Consider the following 21693-nt stretch of genomic DNA (forward strand, 5'->3'; position numbering starts at 1 on the left):
GGGCGGGGAAAAAATGGAGTTTATCGTTAATCATAAACATTTCACTCAAGCACTTTCTGAAGTAAGTAAAGCTGTATCTACTAAAGCTATAATACCTATATTATCTGGTATAAAAATAACTGCAGATCAATCTGGAATTACTTTAATCGCAAGCAATTCAAATATTTTCATTGAAAAATTTATCCCTAGTTCCAACGAAGACGACCAAATTACAACTATATTAAAAGCAGGAACTATTGTAGTACCTGCAAAATATTTCATTGAAATTATAAAGAAAATGCCAAGCGATGTATCAATAAAAAGTACGAATGAGCAAATCATTACGATACAATCAGAAGAAATTACATTAAACTTAAATGGACTTCCAGCATATGAGTTTCCGAATGTACCACTTATAGACGGTGATACAAAAACACAAGCGGAAACAGAACAATTGATTGAAGTGTTTAAACAAACTGTCTTTGCAGTAGCTAAAAATGAATCAAGACCTGTTCTTACTGGCGTTCATTTAGAGTTAAATCATAATAAATTAATTTGCGTAGCAACTGATTCACATAGACTTGCTATACGCGAAACGATGATATCTACAGATGTGAAAGCAAATTGTATCGTACCAAGTGCAACTATTAGTGAACTGCTAAAATTAATGAATAGTAATTCAGAATCCGTATACATCTATCTTTCAGAAAGTCACATTATTTTTACATTCGGCACAACTACATTATATTCAAGACTAATTGAAGGGAAATATCCTAATATATCTAGTTTAATTCCAAATGAATTTCAGACAGTCATTAACGTAGATAGACAAAGAATTTTACAAGGTGTAGATCGATCCAGCTTATTAGCAAGTGAATGGGCAAATAACAATGTCAACTTAGAAATCATAGATGAATCCACATTAAAAATTTCTTCTAACGCTTCTCAGATTGGTAAAATATCCGAGACACAACAGATAGATGCGATTCAAGGTGAAAATCAATTAAATATATCTTTCGATGGAAGATTTATGATGGATGCTTTAAAGGCGATAAAAGAAGAAACAGTTACTTTGAGTTTCAGTGGTTCTATGAGACCAATATTAATTGAAGCAGGGACGCAATCTGCAGCAGTACATCTTATATCACCAGTAAGAGTATATTAAAAACGTAGGAAGGAATTACATTATGTACAAGCATACTTTATGTTTTATAAAAAGAAATGAAGAGATACTTATGTTAAATAGAGAATATGACCCTGTAAAAGGATTGTGGAATGGGGTAGGAGGAAAAATAGAAAAGGGAGAAACACCTTTAGAAAATGCAATTCGTGAAATAAAAGAAGAGACTAATATAAAAGTTACGCATGACCAAATTAAATTTAAAGGTATTATTAAATGGGAGGACTCTTCATATTCTGGCGGCATGTATGTTTATCTAATAGAGCTAATGAATGAATTTACATATCACACTCCAATAAAAGCCTCAGAAGGCATTCTAGACTGGAAAGAGATTTCGTGGATTTTAAGTGACTATAATTACGGCGTAGGGGAGATGATACCTAATTTTTTACCGGAAGTACTCCACAATGAATTAATATTAGAGCACAATTTTGTTTTATCTAATCATAAATTAATAGATTATAGGAATGCAGAATTGATTAAGCAGGATAGTTCTATAGATAATATAATTCGATTGTAAAAAGCAGGAATGAACCTCTGTACGAACAAGGAGAGTTTCAGATATCGAGAAGGCAAACATAGTGAAATAAACTTAAATACATAAAAAAGAGCGAATCACTTATAAGAAGGTTCGCTCTTTTTTATTTATAATTAAATTTCTCTCCACCATGCTGATGAAGGATAGTCTGAAGATTTTAACGTAATCGATTCACCAATTTGCGGCGTTGCGATTTTAACTCCTAAACGCTTAGCTTCTTTCGTTACTCGTTCAATTGGATCACTCCATTCATGTAATGCCAATGTAAAAGCAGCCCAATGAATCGGAAGAAGTAGATCTCCTTTCACGTCAATATGAGCTTGAATCGTCTCTTCAGGTAACATATGAATAGCAGACCACCTTGGATCATATTGTCCGCATTCCATTAACGTAAGATCGAATGGACCATATTTATCACCGATCTCTTTAAAGTGAGGAGCATACCCGCTATCACCACTAAAGAAAACTCTAGTCTCTTGGCCAAGAATAAGCCATGAACACCATAACGAACAATCTCTATCTGTCATACTCCGTCCAGAGAAATGCCTTGCAGGTGCACAAACTAACTTTATATTATCAAACGTAATTTCGTCCCACCAATTATGCTCACTAATTTTACTAGGTGAAACACCCCATTTAATTAAATATTGCGCAACTCCAGTTGGAACATAAAAGTGCTTTGCACGATCTTTTAACAGCATAATACTCTTGTAATTCAAATGGTCATAGTGATTATGAGAAATGATAATTGCATCAATTTCTTGAAGATCTTCACGTTCTAAAGAAAAAACACCACTATAACGTTTACTAGTAAACACAGGAAATGGGGAAGATGTATCTCCAAACATCGGATCTAATAACAATTTTTTACCTTCTATTTTCAAAAGGGAAGCAGAGTGCCCAAACCATATCACACTCTCTAAAGACTCATTATTTTTATTCGATAAAACAATAGGTAAATTTTTTAAAGGACGCAGCTTTGGTTTCATTTTAAAGTAATCAGTCATTAAACCGATAATATCTTTCGGTTTAAAACTTACATCAGTATGAATTTGATTTATATATTTCTTTTTCATTCGTTCTCCTTTTTACGTTTAACAATATACGTATGTTGTTATTGTAGCTAATTGTAGTGTAAACGAAATCATTTTACCTTTCATCTTAAATGCAGTACATTTCATAAATTTATCAAATTCATTATTCTTATATATAAAATGAAAATCATATAGCAGCAGAGGAAACTAATATGAAGTAAATGTAAATTGTTTTAATTTAGTAAATTCATTCTTATACGCAAAAAAGAACATACGTTTTATTGTATGTTATAGAAGTAAATAAATCTCTAAATAATAAAAGGAAGGAGAAGTTGTAAATGCAAACAGAAAGAAACAAGAAATCAAAATGTAAACTATCAAAATCTGAAATAACACAGCTATATACAGAAGGGAAGAGTACCCCAGAAATAGCTACGCTTGCTAATGTGTCTGCTAGGTATATACGTATGGTTTTAACAGACAATAACGTTCCAAGGCGCGCTATAGGGAGTTGGAAGAGGCAGTATGCAATAGCAGAAGATTATTTTAAAACGTGGTCAAATAACATGGCTTATATTTTAGGGTTTATAGCAGCAGATGGTGTTATACAAAAAGAAAATCAATGTGTCAGTATATCTCAAAAAGAAAGTTACATTTTAGAAGATATAAAACAAGAACTTAACACAAACCAGCCACTATACCAAAATAAAAAAACAGGCGTATATATGCTAAACATTAATAGCAAAACAATAAAAGACGACCTTATGAACATTCACGGAATTAAGCCGTGTAAATCTTTTAACATTGAATTTCCATTTGTACCAGAAGAATATTTACATCATTTTGTTCGTGGATATTTTGATGGGGATGGTTACGTCAAGTATGAAAATTATATAGTAAGCTTTGTAGGAGGATCATATAGATTTATGGATTCTTTACATCAAATTCTTCAAAATCACAATTTACGAGCCGATTTACTAAATCAAAACAAACATTATCGCGTTATTTTATCTGGAAGAAAATCAATACAACTATTTTCAAATTGGATTTATAAAGACAAAGATATTTATTTGCATAGAAAATATGAAGTATTTCAGAAAGAAAGTCTGAGTTTAGACCAATTATAAGATCGAAAACTAAAACAAACTCAAACTGCCGTTAAACAAAGAAAACAAAATTTCCTTAAAGAATACATGAAAGATAAATGTAATGCTTCAGCTTGTTCAAATTTAGAAATAAGCGAATCAACTTTTAAACGTTGGTTAACAAAAGATAAGCAATTTAAAAGAGAGTATGAAAAGATTAATTTGACAAGTTCCACTAGCGATAACTAAATATAAAACTTTAGAAAACCTTAGTATAGGTATGAAGATAGCTATACTAAGGTTTTTAATTTGAAATCATTAAAGGATTCTTATTTTTGCTTATGGAACATAGTAAATACATAGATTTTACAATTAAATTACTAAAAAAGGAGGGATTTTAAAATGCTCGCTAATTATACTTCAGAGGAAATACTTCAAACATCTTATGAGGCAAAAATGATTTCATCAGGTAACAATTATCCAACTATAAAAATAAGTGGGACAAACCTTCAATACTTACTTGTCATGTTTCATCTTGGAATTGAGTCAAAGACAATAAAAACGAAACTAAATTGGACGAACGAAGAATTCGAAAAACAATTACATGCATTAGAACTAGAAGGTTTGTTGAAAAAGATAGGAGAGAGCTACTATCCAACGTGTATGATTATAACAGTTAATGAAGGAAAAGAGTTGTACAACCTATGTGAACCTTTAATTAAACCAACACTTAAAATCATTGAAAATTATTCAAATCAAATTGATGTTATTTCTAAAAGAATAGAGACGCTTAATCATTTATGTAAAGAATCTTATAGTCTTTTACTATATAGTGGAGTGTTATTAGATTTTGGACAAATAAATAACATTGAAGGAAACTATTTAAAAAAGAAGCGACCTTTAAGAAATAAGAAACGATATTATTATGCAATTCAAGAACAAGAACGAACAGATATAGAGGCTTTCGGGATGTATGGTAATACGTATTTAGATTTAGAAGAAGTTCAAATTGGTCTTTATGGAAATTCTCGATATTCAACATTAAATTTAATTACAGCAGATAACGAAACATTTGAAGAATATTTTCAAAACACTAATACTGATATTAATTATAAGAAAAAGCAATTAGTAAAAGGTTTCGTAGCAGCAGATAGACAAATAGATTTACATTTAAATATAGTTTACGAAAAATTAGGTTTATATCAAAATTCACAACCTGTTATCCCTGTATTTAAATCAACAGACTTATCTATACTTAACGAAATTGCGAACACAATCAGTAAAGATTTAGTCTTATTGTTTAAAGAAAACGATAAATCTTTAAAAGAATACTTTGTAAGCAGCAGATACTCAAAAGAAATAACTTATGAAGAGTTTTTTATCTGGTGGTATCACTTTTACTATACAAAAGTAACTGAAGAATTAATAAAACAAGGTGTAATTAGAATCAGTTCTCATAAGAACCAGACATATATAATTTATTAAATTTGACCTTCATATAAGTAACAGGAGTGTATGTATATGACTGTTGTATGCTTAATTAGACATGGTGAAACTGAATGGAATGCTATTGGAAAGCTTCAAGGCCGTGAGAACATTGATCTAAATAAAACCGGTAAGCAACAAGCCGAAAAATGCGGTTTGTATTTGCGCGAAAACCGATGGGATGTAATTATTTGTAGTCCTTTATCAAGAGCAAAACAAACAGCTGAAATCATAAATCAGTACATGTTAAAACCAGTTGAAATCATTGAAATGGAAAATTTTATAGAACGTGATTATGGTATGGCTTCAGGATTAACGACAGAAGACCGGGTGAAAATGTTTCCAAATCGTAATTATACAAATCAAGAACCGAGAGAACTATTAAAAACAAGAATTATAACCGGTTTAAATATAATTTTGAAAAAACATGCAAATAGTAATGTTATTTTAGTTACTCATAGTGCCGTCATAAATACAATTCTAGCTTTAATATCAAATAGTGAAATTGGATCAGGAAAAACAAAACTTTTTACTGCCTGTATAAGTAGCATCTATTATAATCAAGAACAATGGAAAATACATAAATATAACAAAATTGATCATTTACAAACAGATAATCTATAAAATATATAGAAAGTACGATATAAAAGGAGAGAAGAATCTTGCAAAAGAAATTTATCAATCCAGAAACGATGCCACCAACTTTTGGATACTCACATGTAGTCGAAGTTAGTAACGCGAAACGAACAATTTACATATCTGGACAAGTAGCGATTAATGCTGATGGTCAAATAGTTGGCGTTGGCGATTTAGCTACACAAACGCGACAAGTATTCGAAAACCTCAAAAGTGCATTAGAAACTTCGGAATTAAAATTTAATGATGTAGTAAAATTAACATTTTTCTTAACAGATATTTCTCAAATGGCCACTGTTAGAGATATACGAGACCAATATATTGACACTAAAAATCCTCCAGCAAGTTCGGCTGTAGAAGTTAGAAAGTTAATTAACGATAACTTATTAATTGAAATCGAAGCAATCGCTGTAGCGAACTAATTTTAAAAACTTATTATGAATCATATCCATGCAATTCATTTAAAATGAATTGCATTTTTTATTGTCTTAAATATAATCTATTTCTGGAGACATCATCATCAATTCATAAAACAACAACAAATAAGCACACAATCCATCACACAGAATAACTCCAATGAAAAGGGGAGCCTAACAACGTAAACTAACATATAATAAGTTTATTATTTTTAATTAGTTAACATAATATATATTATAGGTAGTTATTGAAACAAAGCAATATCAGGTATCAAAAACCAAGTAAACTATACTTAATGAGACGGAACGGAGATTTTTAGTGAGATTTACATAAAATCTTATCTAAACGAATCTCTACAGTTTTTATCGTTTTTTTTGTTATAAATCCATCACAGCAAATCTTAATCAATAATCGTTTAAGATTTAACGATACAAAAATATTTTTGATCGGCAAGAAATTTTTATACAGAAAAATTATTTCTATACAAAATATAAATTATTAAATTCATTTTATGTTTTACTTAATGAATTTATTGCTATTTGCACACATTTGATAACTTTACTTTATTTGTAGCTATTTATGTTTTTTACGCTTGACTTTCATTACACTCATTGTTCTGTATTCTAGTTAACATAACGTTTATTTTTAACATAAAAAAATCTCCCTCACCTTCAGGAAGATTTTTTAGCTTGCTAGTATTCCATTTATAAATTTTCAATAACAATCCCAATTATAAATAACATTGGAAAAATCTAGATTTAACAGATCGTCTTTCTTTATAAAGAAATTAGCAACACCAGAATCTCCCCACATAATATTTAATGAATCGTCTGTATCGATTTGTAGCAATAATACATCATGTTGCTGGTATTTTTCTTCCCATTCTCTTGGATCTGTCTGTGTGAAAAATGGATAACCACCAATTTTATGCCCTTGATCTTTACATAAATCATCATACAGTTCGCCTAATTCTGTATTATTTTCTTCATCAACAATTTCTTCCCAATCAATTTCCTCACTAAACATCTTTTCAAATCGATAATCCCTTGGTGTTACTGGTTGATAACCTAATTCAAACTTTAATTTTGCTGCTTCAGGTATGATAAAGTTCTCTAATTCTAATGTGTTTAAATAACTAAAATCAGTAATAACATTATTTAAATCTTCTATAATTGTAGAATGATAAATAATTCGAAAGTCTTTTTGGGTTGTTGGATGGTCAAAATCTGCGCCGTAAAGCTCATCATCAGCACTTACGAAAAATTGTAACATTCCCTTTTGAGGCATATATTCAACATGCGGCATTTCTCCAAAGTTTAGCTGCGCAAGTAACATCATAGGTTGTCCATTTGAATCTTTAGGATGCTCTTGATCTATAGGTAAATACGGATAACCACCAAACTTACTCTCAAAAAGCGTTGTCTCTGCTAATGTTCCAGACACTTTAATATACGGTTTCACACTTTCTTCTAAAATACTACGATACTGCTCTAGTTCTTTCGGAATTTGAAGTTGATACGTATTCTTCATCACATTTGCCTCCCTTTAATAATGAATTAAAAATCCCTTGCTTAATTATATAGCATGAGATAGCTACATTGGAAATTGTTAAAAGTCCGTTTTCACCCTCGTTTTTTGCGCACTTGGTGGACAAAGTAAGTTATGTTCTAAAACCTTTTTATTAATAGTCCGAATTAAATCCGCTGCTTCTGCAGTATTTGTATTTTCTTTTAGCCTTTCTTTTAAATCATCAATTTCCTTTGAAAGCTCAATCCACCTAGGTAAAACATGATTATTCTTTAACGTTCTATAAAGTTGCTTTTCAGGATTGTACGAAAGGTCTTTATCTAGATTTAGAGGTTTTCCTTTACCAGGCATATTATCAAAAGACCCTTTCTTTTCTGCTTCTTTAACAATAGAACTAATATGATCCTCATACGTATAGGACCAAACTTTCTCATCTTTTACTAATATCTTTTGTTTTTTTAGTTTTTTATCTAGTTTTTCTTGATTCATAGATTCTCTCTCCTTTTTATTTTATAGTGTGTTTTTGGTAAGTTTTAAAGCTTTCAACCCGTCAAATAACTTCTCTCGCCACCAAATGCCGTCATGAACGCCTTGGAACTCCTCATAAGTAATTTGGTATCTATTTTCTTTTAAAGCTTTATATAGGCGTCTATTAGCCGTTAAAAGAGGTTCGTTTTCAATTTCTCCGGCTGCTATATAAAAATGAGGTTGCGTTGCATTTGAATCTATAGTTGAAATTTTATTTTCAATCCAAGGAATTTTATTTTCATAACCATCTTTTTTCCAATGAATGGATCCGGACATTGACAACACGTTCCCGGAAATGTGTGGATTTTGAAGCGCTGCATAACAAGCTGCTAAGCCACCAAGACTGAACCCAGCAATTGTTGTATGTTTCGCTTCTTGATGCACACGATACTTCGCCTGAACCCATGGAAGTAATTCCTCTGTTAAAAATGCATTCATTTTATCGTTATAAGTTAGCTCTTCTAGCCGATCAACAAGATCTATTGCAACAGCAATACAAGATGGGATTTCTTTTTCGTAAATTAAATAATTGAGTGTTCTTGCGATTGAAAGGTTATTAATGAATGAATTCCCATCAAATACAATGAGAAGTTCTTGAAGATGTGAAGTGTGAGAATAATCATGAGGCGTATAAATATGAATTTTACGTGTGTTATTTAAAATCGTACTATGAAAAGAATATGTTTCAATTCTACCAGATGGATAATGGTTTGAAGGAAAACGACTGCTATACTGCACTTCCATGCCTATGTTTAACACAGACGCTTTATGGGCACCTTCTCCAAATGTATTTCTATTAAATTGGTCTAGTTCGTACTGTTCACTACGCTTTATCCAATCATTTTCGAAAACATCGTTTACTGAAAAATAATACGTTGAAATAAAACTCTTATCCGTCCTAAACGTCGCATACCAAATATCTGTCTGTAACAATCGTTTTAATTGATTTACAGACAGATCCCAACCAGGAAAACTGCCGAATACATAAACGTTTTCAGTTTTTCGATCCCCTATCCAAATATACGTTATAAGCCTATACTGACTATCTAGAGGACATTGTTCTATTAGTGGCGTATTATTCGACTTTATTTCATGCAAAAAAGTATAAAAAGCTTTCTCGTTTCCATTCTTTAATTGATTATTAAGCTCCTCTAACTTAGGACTAATTATTGAAGTCACCCATCTTCCTCCTTTGTATTTCTTTTCACTAGATTGCTTTTATAAAATTTAGGATTAGGATGTTATGTATGTAGATGAGTTATTTATTAGAAAGTTTATCAATTGCTTGAATAGAAAGTTCCAATGCTTTTATCCGTCTTGTTAAAAGTGTTCTTTGAGGACTTCCAGCTTTAGACTTATCATAGGCCCTCTCTATTGATGGAAGTAAACCAGCAAGGACATTACGAGCTTCTGCTAACTCTTCTTGACTATACTGGTGACTTTCTTGATTCCAAACGTTTTCTAGCACTGCTAAACCTACGCAAACTGCTTTAAGTCGTTTTTTTACTAATGTAGTATTTGCACCTTTTTCAGTCATCTGTGATAGTGCGTTTTCAAGTTTACGAATTGTCGATTGTAAAGATTTTATTGATTCCAATTTATCTATATTTGATACGTTATCCATTTTAATGTTGTCCCTTCTAGTTTTGTTATTGATAAAATAAGCACTTAATTTTACCCGAAATATTTTAACACAAATAACTACCGATATTCGAGTTGGACTATGCATTAAAGGAAAACAATCGCTAAACGCCTCTCCTCCCTCCTTTACTTCATTCTATAAATACTTCTTTCTGCACATTAATATCCCTATAGAAACAAGGTATAAATATTGTCTTTTTTATGAACAAAAAACGCATAAGCAGCATAACTTGTACGTTTTAATTTTTATTCAGTAAGATAATATAGTAATAGTTTTCGGGTCTTCTCATAATTCATGAAATCTCTATACAAAACGGGATACTTCACAATTTCTGATTCTATAGAACGATATTGTGGAAACCATTCAAAAAACGATTTCCTTAGCCACTTTATTTGCTGATACGTAATGTTCTGTTCGTTTCCATTTAGTACAGAACTTAAAGTGCCTGCTGTATGCATCCAATAATGATTAAAATCAGCGTTTATACAGTCTTCTTCAGTAAATCGATTTTTAAAATCTCGCTGCAATTTTCCTGTAGCACGATACGGAAACGGTTTATACAGTGGACTATGCATTTTCTGTAATTCATTAAAAATAATCTTTTTACCTAATAGCAACTTTCCACCCCTTTATTTCTCTATCCAAGTTAATAATTTTTCATAATGATATTGAGCATCTGTATAGCCAAGATTATATAGATTGACGAGCTTTTCTTTATTTCTTTCTATTCCGCTTATAGGAAGCTCTACGCTAGGCTGAATGACATAAAAGTTGTCTTTTTGTTCTATATGATACATATAAGATATCGTCTCATTATAAAAACGATAATGTTCTACTAAAGACTCTGCGATATTCGGATATTTTCTATATAAAATTTTAGCTAGCCCAGATAATTTATTTCGCTGCTTCTCATATCCTTCTGGCTTTGTCATAATCACAACGTTCTTTTGAAAACCATCAGTTTGCGCTTTTAGAACCGGTATAGGATCAATAATCCCTCCATCTAGCAATTTTCGATTGTCATAATCTACTGCAGGTGCTATAAACGGGACAGAGCTTGATGCACGAATGATTTTTAAAATATCATTTCCATGTTCTGTTTTATTGTAATAAACTGCTTTTCCTGAATCACAATCAGTCGTTCCTATGACAAACTGTTCACTTGAGTTTAAGAATGTTTGAAAATCAAATGGCACAATTTTATTAGGCACTTCATCAAATAAAAAATCCATTCCAAATAATTCACGCTTTCGAATCAAATTTCGATAAGATATATATCGGTGATCTGATACTAGCTCTGTATTTACTTTTTTATTTCTTCCTTTTTGGCGTGATAAATAAGTGGCTCCCATACATGCTCCTGCGGATACGCCGACTACATAAGGAAAGTATAAGTTTTTTTCCATAAAATATTCGAGTACTCCCGCAGTATATAACCCTTTCATTCCTCCGCCCTCTAATACTAAACCGATATTTTTCATGCTATATCCCTCTGCTTCTTTTTTCTTACTTACATGTTAGCACAAGATTTTAAGATGAGGTTATATAAATTGCTTGCAACTATAACCAGAAACTACTAAAGCAATGTCATAATTTCTTAGTAAATACCATGGTACAATATAAGTATTACTATCCATAATAATGGAGGAGGAATTTTATATGGGTTTATTTAGCGGTATTTTAGGAAATGCATCAAATGCGAGTACAGAAAGTGTAGAACGTGATTTAGAAAAGATTATGCTAGACGATGAAAAAGTTGAGCATGCTTATAAATTAATTCGTGATTTAATCGTATTTACAAACCGTCGTCTTATTCTAGTAGATAAACAAGGGATATCTGGTAAAAAAACAGAGTATCATTCAATTCCTTATAAAAGCATTACACAATTTAGCATTGAAACAGCTGGGCATTTTGATTTAGATGCTGAGCTTAAGATTTGGGTATCTAGTTTGAGTACGCCAATTACGAAAGAATTTAAAGGTGATGATAGTGTTTTAAGCATTCAAAAAGCGTTAGTAACATATACGACAAGATAACGTCTTTTCGTATGTTTATTCATTTGCGAAATTACTAGCCCGAGTATTTTGGAAGAATATGCATAGGATTTGTATATTTAATCTTAAATAACATAAAAAGGTAAAGCGTATTTTAAATGCTTTACCTTTCTTTTTTGTAATAAATAAGGGTAGTTTTATCATTTAATTTCTTTATTACTTCCGTTCTTTTATATCCCATCTTTTCGTATAGAAAACAATTTCTTTCTTCTTCTAAAATCGTAGCAAGTTCAAAACTCCGTGCTTCCGGAAACATTTCTTCAATTAAAATCAGTACCTTCTGAGCAATTCCTTTCCCTTGATAGTTTGGATGAATGAACATTGGACTAATCCGAAATTTATATGGTATTTCTTTTTGAGATATACATACCGCTCCAACAAGGTTAGAATCTATTATCATCTTATAATAGTTACTGCTAGGATTATTTATCCTTAAAATAGTTTTTTCAATGGATTCATTTGCTGGATTTGTATTATAGTCTTTATATTTATTTAATAAAGGGTTAAATGAGTCTTTTTACATTTGAAATAAAACTGCTGCATCATTTTCTGTCGCCTTCTTTAAACTAATCTCCATGTTACCAATTTAGTCGTTTTCTTAATGAAGTTATATGAGCAGTATGATGACGTCCGTGCCATGCATATAGTCCAATTGCAGCAGCAAGTTTTGTTTCACCGGTATCCGGATGGTTAAATGTCTTTTCAAGATCTTCAAGTTCTAGAGAATATAAAAGGTTAACCCATCTTTTATGTAATGAATCTAACATTACTAGTGAAACATCTACTGGTAATTTAGAATCAGGTAGTTCTGCCCACTTCTCTTCTTTATATGGTTTAATCGTTGGATTCTTTTCTGTTAGTGCTAATTTAAAACGTATGTAGCTGTTCATATGGCTATCAACAACGTGATGTACAACTTGACGAACTGTCCATCCACCAACTCGATACGGTGTGTCTAACTGCTTCTGATCTAAATCTTTGATTGCCTTTGTTAGTTCATCAGGTAAATCTTCAATTTCTTGAATCCATGTATCAATCATTTCTTCAGTTATAGGACGTTTGTATGTAAATTGGCCAATTGGATAACGTAAATCATTCATGAATAAGTCCCCCTTATTATAAGCGTAAAGTATTTCTCCATATATAATGTACAAACTTCACATGTTCCCCGTTTAATTCTACAGAATTTGTATCTGCTTCGTTTTGATAAGAATAAAATCCGCTTTTTTCTAGTACAATTTGTGATGCAAGATTATTAGTAGTTGTTTTAGCATGAACCTCATTAATTTCATTATTTTTCGCTACGTCTAACACTAATTGTACAGCTGCTGTTGCAACTCCTTTTTTAGTAAACTTTTCTCCGACTCGATACCCTAACGAACTGCTTCGATTTTCCGTATCTATATCTACTAAATTTATTCGTCCTACAATTTCTTTTTCTTCATTACGAATTAAATAGAAATAAGAATCTCCATCCGCTTGTTCTATTAATAAATCATCTAGTAGTTTTTGAAAATATTCAAAATCAAAATATTGCGAGCCACGATTTGGTACCATTGTTTCAAAAAAAGATTTATTCGTAAGTTCAAACGTAAATAAATCTTTCGCATCGTGTTTCTTTAATTGTTCTATATATATTTTCATCTCGCTTACCCCTTCTATATCTACTAACTGTTATATATTCTTTTTTAATCAACTATTTTCCTTCTATTTCTTTCGCTTCAGTAACACAGCAAGTAGCACTTTCGGATGAAATAAGTGCAATGGACTACGCATTAAATTCATTACTCTTACCAATCGAATATAAACTTCAGAATCAGTTGCAGATAGTTGATATATTTGTTTCGTATACCATTGCTGAAATTTTTGCTTTATCGATAATTCTCTTTTCAGCTGAGGATGACGTGATATTTCCGTTGTAGTCATTTCCCAAGGAGTTTGTATGATATGAGCGGTCCTTTTATAAAACTGTTTTGTAAATGCTTTATTAAGTATTTGTCTTCTTTGCAAAAGTAACTGTAATTGGTGAGCCTCCATAGCAGCAACTGAAACACCTTGCCCGAAAACAGGATCGAAACGACAATGTGCATCCCCAACTACTAACAGTCTTTCGGGTAGATCATTCACTAAATCAAATCGCCGACGTACTTGATAAGGAATTTTGTACGTTTTGATATCTGAAATGGCTTCTGCTTTATTTAGAAAATCTGTAACATTAGAGATTGATAGGTTTTCAGCGAAATTATAAAAATCTTCATCAGTTTGTGGTGCTTTCTCATTTGCGTACCCGCTGAAAGTAACAAAATAACGATGATCCTCGATTGTTTGAATAAGAACACCATACGGATTGTCAGGGAAACTTGGAGACATTAGCATATTACAACAGTCAAATTTCTCATTTTCTTTGAGTTTAAACAGTCTAGTTGCGTAAAATAAATCAATACGCACTTTCTCTTCTTGCACTTCGATATTGTGTTCGCCTAACCAAGCTATACTTTTTGAACCAAATCCACTCGCGTCAACGACAATATCTGCTTGGATTTCTTCCTGCGAGCTAGTTTCTAAACATTTAGCTTTTACTCCACATACTCTGTTGAGTTTTCTATCTACTAATAACCCTTCAACCGATGTTCCATATTTAGTCGTAACATTTGAAATATCATCAATTCGTTTTTGGATATGCCATTCAAGCAAAAACCTACTTTGTTGGATCATATCTACTTTTCCTATGAATTGCTGTTTCCATAAACCAAATTGGTGCCATTTTATATCACGAGTAAAGTTATTTACGATACTACCGGCTTCAATTAGTTCATTAGTGATAGCAGGAAACAATTCCTCAATTGCTTTTTCTCCCCCCTTTAATAACACATGGGGATGACTACTTTGCGGAACTCTTTTTCTCGAAGCTTTTCCATCCCATCTTTCACCAGCTTCTATAATGATTACTTCTTTAAAAGTAGTTGATAATGCTTTTGCTGCGAGTTTCCCTGCGATACTTCCGCCAATCACAATAGCCTTATTAAACATATTTTCCTCCTTAATGAAAAAAGATCCTGCCTTGTATGAATGAAACAGGATCTAAACGAATAGTTACCACATTAAAACACGTTAGTATATTGCAACGTTAAAATTAAAACGCCTAATCCCCATACGTAATACGCGAATACTTTTAATGAGTGACGTTTTAAGTATTGAATCATCCATGAAACAGCTATGTAACCGAAAAATGCTGCTGATAACGTTCCGACGATTAAAGATGTACTGGAAATAGATTCTGCTTTCCCTTGATAAACATCTGCTAATTGCAAAATGATAGCTCCGACAATGGCTGGAGTTGATAACAAGAAAGAAAAGTAAGCAGCAGTTTCACGGTCTAACTTCCTCCATAATGCAGCGACGATTGTCATTCCAGAACGAGAAATTGCCGGAAAAATAGCAGCTGCTTGAAAAGAACCGATAATTAATGCATCTTTATATGTAATGTCATCCATTTTTTTACGACCATTTTTTTGTTTATCGGCCATATATAGAAATAAACCTGTCACTAAAAACTCCCAACCAATCGTAATACCTGTTTTTGAAATATCCTCAAAAAAGTCTTTAAATAACAATCCAATTACAACTGCAGGTATCGTTCCGACAATAAGTAGTAGCATTAGTTTTGAAAATGGATTTTTAATTAAATATATAAATTCTTTTTTGTAATAAATAAACACCGCAAGCAAAGTCCCAATATGCAGCATCGTATCTAAAAACAATCCGGCTTCATCTAATTGAAACAAATGTCTTCCTAAATAAAGATGACCTGTACTACTTATCGGTAAAAACTCTGTTAAACCTTGTATGATTCCTAAAATAAAAGCTTCTAACCAATTCATGATAGTCCCCTTTCTCGTTTGCTTGTACCAATATATGAAGGTTAAATTTTCGATATGAAAAAAACTATATTTCTCTATGAATTTACTTTCATTTTATGGATATATATGTAAAAAGAGGTCAGGAGGGTTACTATGTGGCAACATACGAAATTCGGCAATGTATTACTTTGGATAGGACCAATCCTTGTGTTTGTGGGGTTATGTATGACAAATGTTATTTCAGATATTCCTTTTTTTGAAGGGAAACATAAAACACTTGGAATCATAATTTTATTTATAGGGCTTTTCTGTTTAATTGCTGCTAATCATTTTAAAAAAGGAGAAAGAAATGAAGAATGAAACAATAAAAAAACAATCCTAGTATATGTGCTAGGATTGTTTTTTGTTACTTATTTATAGAACACTTTATCAACGTTATATTTTGCTTTATATTCATTAATAATGTATGTTTCGTAAATTTCTCTTTCTGTTGGATCTTCTACGATACATGCATCAATGCGGTATACTTCATCACGGTGATTTTTAATTGGTGAAACATTGTCTTCAAAATGCTTCTTAATACGTTGTCTAATTTTACGGGCTTTACCTACGAAAAGAAGTTCGTCATTAATATTGTAAAACATAAAAATGCCGCCTTTATCTCTAGGGAACAAGTGGAAATCGATAAAACCATTAATTGGAGTGATTATTGGCTCGTCTCCTTTAAAAACTTGTTTACGTTCAGTAATTGAAACGTTAGCTTCAGGAATATTAATTTTAATCAAGTTCATTCACGTCCTCTTTTATTATAAAGATAAATAATAGCATACATATGTAAGAAAAGCTACGTTCAGAGGCATATTTCATTTTATAATTCAAATATTATAGGAGTATCATGTAAACTCTTCTTCCAAATCATATGATCACTTGATTCTCCCCAATAATCTTTCAGTACATAACTAGGCTCTCCAAACTTCTTTGTCCATATACTTTGCGCTTTTTTGTATCCACTATCTAAACAGTATTCTGTTATTCCTCTGCTAAGTAATGTAATATACATTGCATTTAGTAATACATTGCCTATGCCCTTTCGTTGATATTCAGGTAGTACAAATACTGTTCCTATTTCATATAAATCTTTAAGAACACCGCCTGTACAACTATGAATCAATGTACCTACTGGACCGATTTCAATTGTTCCTATGATTTTATCGTTACTTGTATCAATTGCTAATAAAAAGTAACGACTTTCTCCGTTACTCTCCAAATCATTTTTCAAATACTGCTTTTTCGTATGTATTTCATTTTCTATGTCATCCAATAATTTTGATAACCCTTCATTTTTAAATGTATGAGTAATAACAAGACGAAAAAACAAATTAAGTTCATCTAAATCATCCGAATTTGGCCTTCTTATTTCAACGTTATACACGACTTAAATCTCCAATCTTTGAAAATGTTAAGACAATACTTTATATACTCTATTCAACATTATTCTACAAAGGCCTGCATAGATCCAACAATATAGAAAGTTCAGTATAAATATCGATAATATAATTTTTATATCCATAGTTGTATGAACAGTAGGACCTAATACAGGAAATCGAAAGACATCAAGAACGACCATAATTCCTATAAGTAAACATATTGCTGAAAAGGAAACCACCAAAATCCTCCTCTTGAATTGTATAAAGGATACTCCTAACGCTATACCTAATAAACCTGTAGTAAAAGGAAAGACAATTAATTCACTTGGCTCAATAATAAATAATAGGAGAATAGTAAGAATATAAGAAAGTATTCCCTCGCGAATAGAATAACAAATAGCTAAAAAAATCGGTAACGTAGCAAAAGGGCTAATAAATAAGCCAATACCAGGGATTAAGTTCCCTGCCGATTGAAAAATAGCGGCAAGTGAACCAAGTAACGCTGTAATGACTAACCTCTTTGCTGGTGTCACCTTTCTTTTGTGAACAAAATTCGTATCATGCGCGATCATCGGTTGATACCAATAGTTTCTAAAGTGATTCATCAAATCCCCCCTAAAGATATATAATTTATCACTTTCTATTTTTATTCATGCACTTCATGAAAGTTTTTATCATATCAAAGAACGACTTCAAAAATAGTACCTTTGTTAAAATCAGTTACTTTCATAGAACCGTAAACTCCTAAATATAATCTAGTTTGATCTAAGTTTGTTCCTAAACTCATAAAATAAGCTGCTTGCTCACCAAAATCATAATTAGTTTCAATAACTTGAAAATCATTACGTGTCCCGTCTATACCAGCTCTAGAATAAGCTAACGCACCCTTTACTGGAGACTGAGATTTTTCTTTCTTAGCAAGATCAGTAAACACGATACTACCCGTTAAATTAGGTATTGCAGTTCCCATATATGGCTGGACTCCTGTAAGTGAAGTTGCACTAAATTTATCTGGTCTAGAATCTTTATGAAAATAACTGATTAGAGGTTGGATTCGCTTTGCGGATGTTTCTATTGTTTCATTATAATAAGCCATTGTTCTCTCATCTAAAGTAGGATTCTCAGAACAGTGCCTTATAAAAGAAGTAGGTAATTCTCCTTCCCACCCTCTCCAACCAAAATTAATAAATCCATATTGATCGGGAGTATCTCTTATTAAATGGTTTTGAACAAGTTCGGTAACTGGTATTGGTTTATATTGAACAAAAGAAAAAATAGACTCTACAATATCCTGTCCGACATTTCCGGCATATTTGATATATTGATTATAAAACCTTTGAAATGAAATGCCTGTTATATTTCGAACGCCTTTTGCAATTACCGTAAGTGTTTCTTGTAAAGATAAAGGAAGTTCATTAAAGCGTGTAACTACTGGAGGATTGTTTATGGACGTATTTTTACTTACATCGATTTCAATTATTTTACCCGCTATTTCTAAATCATCCTGACTTAAATTAAATGGATCATAGCCTGAACCGCCATCTCCATTTGTAAAAATCAGTTTTCCAGTCTCAGGTGAAAAGTTTAAGCTATTTACTCCATTATGATTAAAAAATGGCCGTTTTATATTCAGTAATGTTCGTCGCTTTTGAGGTTGACCGTTTGATTGTAAAATCCATTCTTCAATTGTATCAATATGATCATATTGAGTATCTCTATTAGTCCACTTTAAGTTTAAAGTTTTCAGGTCACACGGATTCGGTTTAAATTGTTCTGAAAGTGCACCTGGTCCTTGAGTCCCAACCATTGAATAATGAAGATAAAATAAACCATTATGATTAAATTGCGGATGAAACGCTAATCCCAGCAATCCACGTTCATCATAACCGCTACTTGCAACACCTTCTTCAAATGTGCCTAATTTAATAATTCGGTGACGAATATTTAAAAATGTCTTTATAGCTCCGTCTCCTATGTAAAAAACCTCCCCTAATTGAGTTACGATAAATAGCCTTTCGGTCGATTCACCTGGAAGTATAGCTGTTTTTATTACAGTTGGTAAATTTAAGTTATGAACGATGGGCTGTAAACGAACCTTAACTTTTGTCAATTAACTGTACACCTCTTTTTATTCTTTTTAATAGAAGAATATGATTAGAGTTGTTCAATTAGTATCAAAACTATAGACGTGAAAGCGTGATATCCCTGTTCGTACAAGTCTGTTTTCTATTTAGCATCAATTAACTTACATTCCTTTTTATTGCATTTTTTTGATATAATGTAAGTATAAAATATAAATTAGGGGGACAATCAATGGCAATCTTACTACAAATCATCGTACCACTTATATGTGCAATATACTTATTTACCCTCTATCGTAATGGAACGTATGGATCAGCTGCATTTCTTTTGGCGGTCATTATAGGGATTTTCGGTTTAGAGAATATCTTTCAATATGCTAGTTTAACAAATCATACTGTTTATCCGTATTGGGGAAGTTTAAAGGCCGTAATCTTTATTTTATCCGTAGTATTTATATTCAAAAGAACACCCACTCCATATAATAATTAACAATTATTCATATTTATTTAAAGCTTTTTTTCGGGAGGGGTTATGCAATGAGAGCATCATATCAAGTATTAATATTTCCTTATATAATAACTGATGATTCTATTCAATATGCTATTTTTAACCGAAGTGATTATGGTTATTGGCAAGGAATTGCTGGTGGTGGAGAAGATGGTGAGACTCCTATTGAATCAGCAAAACGAGAATCATTTGAAGAGGCTGGTATTTTAAGAGAATATCCCTATATTAAATTAGATTCTGTGTCTTCACTACCTGTAGTGGATGTAGTTGGAGAATTTCTTTGGGGAGAAGATATTTATGTAATAAAAGAATTTTCTTTTGGAGTTAAAGTTCCTACAAAAAATATTTCATTATCAAAAGAACACCTCAATTATCAATGGTTATGCTTTGAGGAAGCAGTAACGCTTTTGAAATGGGATAGTAACAAAACTGCTTTGTGGGAATTAAACAAACGGTTATTAAAGCAATTAAAAAATTAGCTATAAATAAAAAAGATTAGGAGCGAATCCTAATCTTTTTTATTTATTCAATTGCCCCCGCAACGTCATAATCGTTTAAATCTAATTCTATTGTTTGGCCGAGTGCTAGTTTAGCTAATTCTGATCCTAAATATGGACCGGCAGTTAAACCAGAAGCACCTAATCCATTTGCAACGAGAATGCCTTTAAAGTTAGGCAATGGTCCGATAACAGGTAAGAATCCTGGAGTAAATGGTCTAAATCCAACTCTCGCTTCAAGCATAGTACTATCTTCTAAGCCAGGCGCAACTGTTAATGCTTTATGGAATACTTCATGTAAACCACCTGCTGTTACACGGTGATCGAAACCAGTTTCATTCTCATGTGTTGCACCAATTACGACGTGACCATTGTCAAATGTTAAAATGTATTGATCGTTTGGCGGCATAACAACCGGCATATTTTCTGTTGCTGTATTTTCAATTTGTAAATGAACAATTTGTCCTTTTTGGAATGTAACTAAGAAATTAATTCCTAACGGATTCAAGATTTCATTCGCCCATGCGCCTGCAGTTACAATGACCTTTTCTGCTACAATTGTTTCGTCGTTTACTGTAACTCCAGTAATACGATTACCCTCACGAACTAATACAGCATCTCCTTTTATAAAAGTAGCACCATGTTTTTTCGCAGCACTTATTAATGCGTTACGTAATAATCTTCCATTTACTCGTGCAGCGCCACTAATGTGAACAGAACTGTATTCTTCTGATAATGCTGGGAATAATTTTTTCGTTTCTTCAGCTGATAAGCGAGTGATTTCACCAATCTCTGGCGCATCTTCACGTCGTTTATAAGCTCGCTCTTCCATTTGATCTAGTTTTTTCTCGTCAGTATGTAAACTAATTGCACCTACACGGTTGTAACCTGTATCTGTCTCACCGTCTTCTTCTAATTGCTGGATTAACGAAGAATAGTAACGTGCGCCGCCTTTAACGATTTTATACCACGCTTTATTACGACGCTGTGAAAGCCATGGACATACAATACCAGCCGCTGCATCAGTTGCTTGACCTAATTGTTGGCGATCAACGATAGTAACATTCGCACCTGCTTTAGCAAGGTGATAAGCTGTAGACGCTCCTAAAATTCCAGCTCCAACTACAATATACGATTTCATTTCAAACACCTTTTCTCTTTTACTAATTATTTAAATATAAGAACATACTTTAGTATACTGAAAGGAATTCTTT

The 21693-nt window shown here is 32.1% G+C and carries 25 protein-coding genes and 2 pseudogenes; 10 read left to right on the plus strand and 17 right to left on the minus strand.

Annotated elements, in window-relative coordinates:
* Nucleotides 1-13: 13 nt before the first annotated feature.
* Together dnaN and MR115_RS01835 are read left to right on the plus strand one after the other, a co-directional pair.
* Complete coding sequence (gene dnaN, locus MR115_RS01830; RefSeq protein ID WP_242239511.1) at nucleotides 14-1144, plus strand: DNA polymerase III subunit beta; 1131 nt, start codon at nucleotides 14-16, stop codon at nucleotides 1142-1144.
* Between the two features lie 22 nt (nucleotides 1145-1166).
* On the plus strand, nucleotides 1167-1679 hold the full coding sequence (locus MR115_RS01835; protein WP_242239512.1) for an NUDIX hydrolase: 513 nt from the start codon (nucleotides 1167-1169) through the stop codon (nucleotides 1677-1679).
* A gap of 131 nt (nucleotides 1680-1810) precedes the next feature.
* Here MR115_RS01835 and MR115_RS01840 read toward each other — a convergent pair whose 3' ends face one another.
* On the minus strand, nucleotides 1811-2773 hold the full coding sequence (locus MR115_RS01840) for an MBL fold metallo-hydrolase (RefSeq protein ID WP_242239514.1): 963 nt from the start codon (nucleotides 2771-2773) through the stop codon (nucleotides 1811-1813).
* Nucleotides 2774-3069: 296 nt separating this feature from the next.
* On the opposite strand from MR115_RS01840, the pseudogene MR115_RS01845 reads away from it, so the two are divergent.
* The 4 genes and pseudogenes from MR115_RS01845 (at nucleotide 3070) to MR115_RS01860 (ending at nucleotide 6359) form a co-directional block, all read left to right on the plus strand.
* Nucleotides 3070-4065 (plus strand): annotated as a pseudogene (locus MR115_RS01845) (LAGLIDADG family homing endonuclease).
* A 153-nt stretch (nucleotides 4066-4218) separates the two neighbouring features.
* Entirely contained in the window at nucleotides 4219-5301 is a 1083-nt protein-coding gene (locus MR115_RS01850; RefSeq protein WP_242239516.1) for a hypothetical protein, read from the plus strand.
* 36 nt (nucleotides 5302-5337) lie between these two features.
* A complete protein-coding gene (locus tag MR115_RS01855) occupies nucleotides 5338-5925 on the plus strand; it encodes a histidine phosphatase family protein (protein WP_242239518.1) in 588 nt (195 codons plus the stop codon).
* Nucleotides 5926-5963: 38 nt separating this feature from the next.
* Nucleotides 5964-6359: a RidA family protein gene (locus tag MR115_RS01860; RefSeq protein ID WP_242239520.1), complete on the plus strand. Its 396-nt coding sequence runs from the start codon at nucleotides 5964-5966 to the stop codon at nucleotides 6357-6359.
* 709 nt (nucleotides 6360-7068) lie between these two features.
* Here MR115_RS01860 and MR115_RS01865 read toward each other — a convergent pair.
* From MR115_RS01865 to MR115_RS01890, 6 genes are all read right to left on the minus strand, one after another.
* Nucleotides 7069-7884: a YwqG family protein gene (locus tag MR115_RS01865; protein ID WP_242239522.1), complete on the minus strand. Its 816-nt coding sequence runs from the start codon at nucleotides 7882-7884 to the stop codon at nucleotides 7069-7071.
* Nucleotides 7885-7962: 78 nt separating this feature from the next.
* Nucleotides 7963-8370 (minus strand): DnaJ family domain-containing protein, encoded by a 408-nt coding sequence (locus MR115_RS01870; protein ID WP_242239525.1) that lies wholly within the window; start codon nucleotides 8368-8370, stop codon nucleotides 7963-7965.
* 21 nt (nucleotides 8371-8391) lie between these two features.
* Nucleotides 8392-9588, minus strand: a complete 1197-nt coding sequence (locus tag MR115_RS01875) for an alpha/beta hydrolase (protein WP_242239526.1) — start codon at nucleotides 9586-9588, stop codon at nucleotides 8392-8394.
* Nucleotides 9589-9667: 79 nt separating this feature from the next.
* The gene (locus MR115_RS01880) at nucleotides 9668-10033 is read right to left on the minus strand and encodes a hypothetical protein (protein ID WP_061679033.1); all 366 of its coding nucleotides are present in this window, start codon (nucleotides 10031-10033) and stop codon (nucleotides 9668-9670) included.
* A 263-nt stretch (nucleotides 10034-10296) separates the two neighbouring features.
* Entirely contained in the window at nucleotides 10297-10668 is a 372-nt protein-coding gene (locus MR115_RS01885; RefSeq protein ID WP_242239528.1) for a YxiJ-like family protein, read from the minus strand.
* Nucleotides 10669-10680: 12 nt separating this feature from the next.
* The gene (locus MR115_RS01890) at nucleotides 10681-11532 is read right to left on the minus strand and encodes a patatin-like phospholipase family protein (protein ID WP_242239530.1); all 852 of its coding nucleotides are present in this window, start codon (nucleotides 11530-11532) and stop codon (nucleotides 10681-10683) included.
* Between the two features lie 178 nt (nucleotides 11533-11710).
* Here MR115_RS01890 and MR115_RS01895 point away from each other — a divergent pair, with 178 nt between their 5' ends.
* Nucleotides 11711-12088, plus strand: a complete 378-nt coding sequence (locus MR115_RS01895) for a PH domain-containing protein (protein ID WP_242239532.1) — start codon at nucleotides 11711-11713, stop codon at nucleotides 12086-12088.
* 121 nt (nucleotides 12089-12209) lie between these two features.
* On the opposite strand, the pseudogene MR115_RS01900 reads toward MR115_RS01895, so the two are convergent.
* The 5 genes and pseudogenes from MR115_RS01900 to MR115_RS01920 all read right to left on the minus strand — a co-directional run bounded on the left by MR115_RS01900 (nucleotide 12210) and on the right by MR115_RS01920 (nucleotide 15987).
* A pseudogene (locus MR115_RS01900) lies at nucleotides 12210-12683 on the minus strand (GNAT family N-acetyltransferase).
* 1 nt (nucleotide 12684) lies between these two features.
* Nucleotides 12685-13206, minus strand: coding sequence for a YfiT family bacillithiol transferase (locus MR115_RS01905; RefSeq protein ID WP_061679037.1), 522 nt, complete (start codon nucleotides 13204-13206; stop codon nucleotides 12685-12687).
* Between the two features lie 16 nt (nucleotides 13207-13222).
* Nucleotides 13223-13750 (minus strand): GNAT family N-acetyltransferase, encoded by a 528-nt coding sequence (locus MR115_RS01910; RefSeq protein WP_242239534.1) that lies wholly within the window; start codon nucleotides 13748-13750, stop codon nucleotides 13223-13225.
* A gap of 63 nt (nucleotides 13751-13813) precedes the next feature.
* Nucleotides 13814-15136: an FAD-dependent oxidoreductase gene (locus MR115_RS01915; RefSeq protein WP_242239536.1), complete on the minus strand. Its 1323-nt coding sequence runs from the start codon at nucleotides 15134-15136 to the stop codon at nucleotides 13814-13816.
* 71 nt (nucleotides 15137-15207) lie between these two features.
* Complete coding sequence (locus MR115_RS01920) at nucleotides 15208-15987, minus strand: undecaprenyl-diphosphate phosphatase (protein ID WP_163096702.1); 780 nt, start codon at nucleotides 15985-15987, stop codon at nucleotides 15208-15210.
* Between the two features lie 132 nt (nucleotides 15988-16119).
* On the opposite strand from MR115_RS01920, the gene MR115_RS01925 reads away from it, so the two are divergent.
* The gene (locus tag MR115_RS01925; protein WP_061679040.1) at nucleotides 16120-16326 is read left to right on the plus strand and encodes a hypothetical protein; all 207 of its coding nucleotides are present in this window, start codon (nucleotides 16120-16122) and stop codon (nucleotides 16324-16326) included.
* Nucleotides 16327-16376: 50 nt separating this feature from the next.
* On the opposite strand, the gene MR115_RS01930 is transcribed toward MR115_RS01925, so the two are convergent.
* The 4 genes from MR115_RS01930 to MR115_RS01945 all read right to left on the minus strand — a co-directional run bounded on the left by MR115_RS01930 (nucleotide 16377) and on the right by MR115_RS01945 (nucleotide 19503).
* On the minus strand, nucleotides 16377-16757 hold the full coding sequence (locus tag MR115_RS01930) for a nucleotide excision repair endonuclease (RefSeq protein ID WP_061679041.1): 381 nt from the start codon (nucleotides 16755-16757) through the stop codon (nucleotides 16377-16379).
* Between the two features lie 77 nt (nucleotides 16758-16834).
* Nucleotides 16835-17398: a GNAT family N-acetyltransferase gene (locus MR115_RS01935; RefSeq protein WP_242239539.1), complete on the minus strand. Its 564-nt coding sequence runs from the start codon at nucleotides 17396-17398 to the stop codon at nucleotides 16835-16837.
* Between the two features lie 27 nt (nucleotides 17399-17425).
* Nucleotides 17426-17998: a YybS family protein gene (locus MR115_RS01940; protein WP_242239541.1), complete on the minus strand. Its 573-nt coding sequence runs from the start codon at nucleotides 17996-17998 to the stop codon at nucleotides 17426-17428.
* Nucleotides 17999-18072: 74 nt separating this feature from the next.
* A complete protein-coding gene (locus MR115_RS01945) occupies nucleotides 18073-19503 on the minus strand; it encodes a PQQ-dependent sugar dehydrogenase (RefSeq protein ID WP_242239543.1) in 1431 nt (476 codons plus the stop codon).
* Nucleotides 19504-19706: 203 nt separating this feature from the next.
* Between MR115_RS01945 and MR115_RS01950 the strand changes: the two genes are divergently transcribed.
* A complete protein-coding gene (locus tag MR115_RS01950) occupies nucleotides 19707-19964 on the plus strand; it encodes a hypothetical protein (RefSeq protein WP_098585342.1) in 258 nt (85 codons plus the stop codon).
* Nucleotides 19965-20011: 47 nt separating this feature from the next.
* Nucleotides 20012-20461 carry an NUDIX hydrolase gene (locus MR115_RS01955; RefSeq protein ID WP_242239546.1) on the plus strand — a complete coding sequence of 150 codons (450 nt, stop codon included), beginning with the start codon at nucleotides 20012-20014 and terminating at the stop codon, nucleotides 20459-20461.
* 43 nt (nucleotides 20462-20504) lie between these two features.
* On the opposite strand, the gene MR115_RS01960 is transcribed toward MR115_RS01955, so the two are convergent.
* Entirely contained in the window at nucleotides 20505-21620 is a 1116-nt protein-coding gene (locus MR115_RS01960) for an NAD(P)/FAD-dependent oxidoreductase (protein ID WP_242239547.1), read from the minus strand.
* Between the last annotated feature and the right edge of the window lie 73 nt (nucleotides 21621-21693).

The sequence above is a fragment of the Bacillus cereus group sp. BfR-BA-01309 genome (assembly GCF_022664315.1).
GTDB classification, from domain to species: Bacteria; Bacillota; Bacilli; order Bacillales; family Bacillaceae_G; genus Bacillus_A; species Bacillus_A mobilis.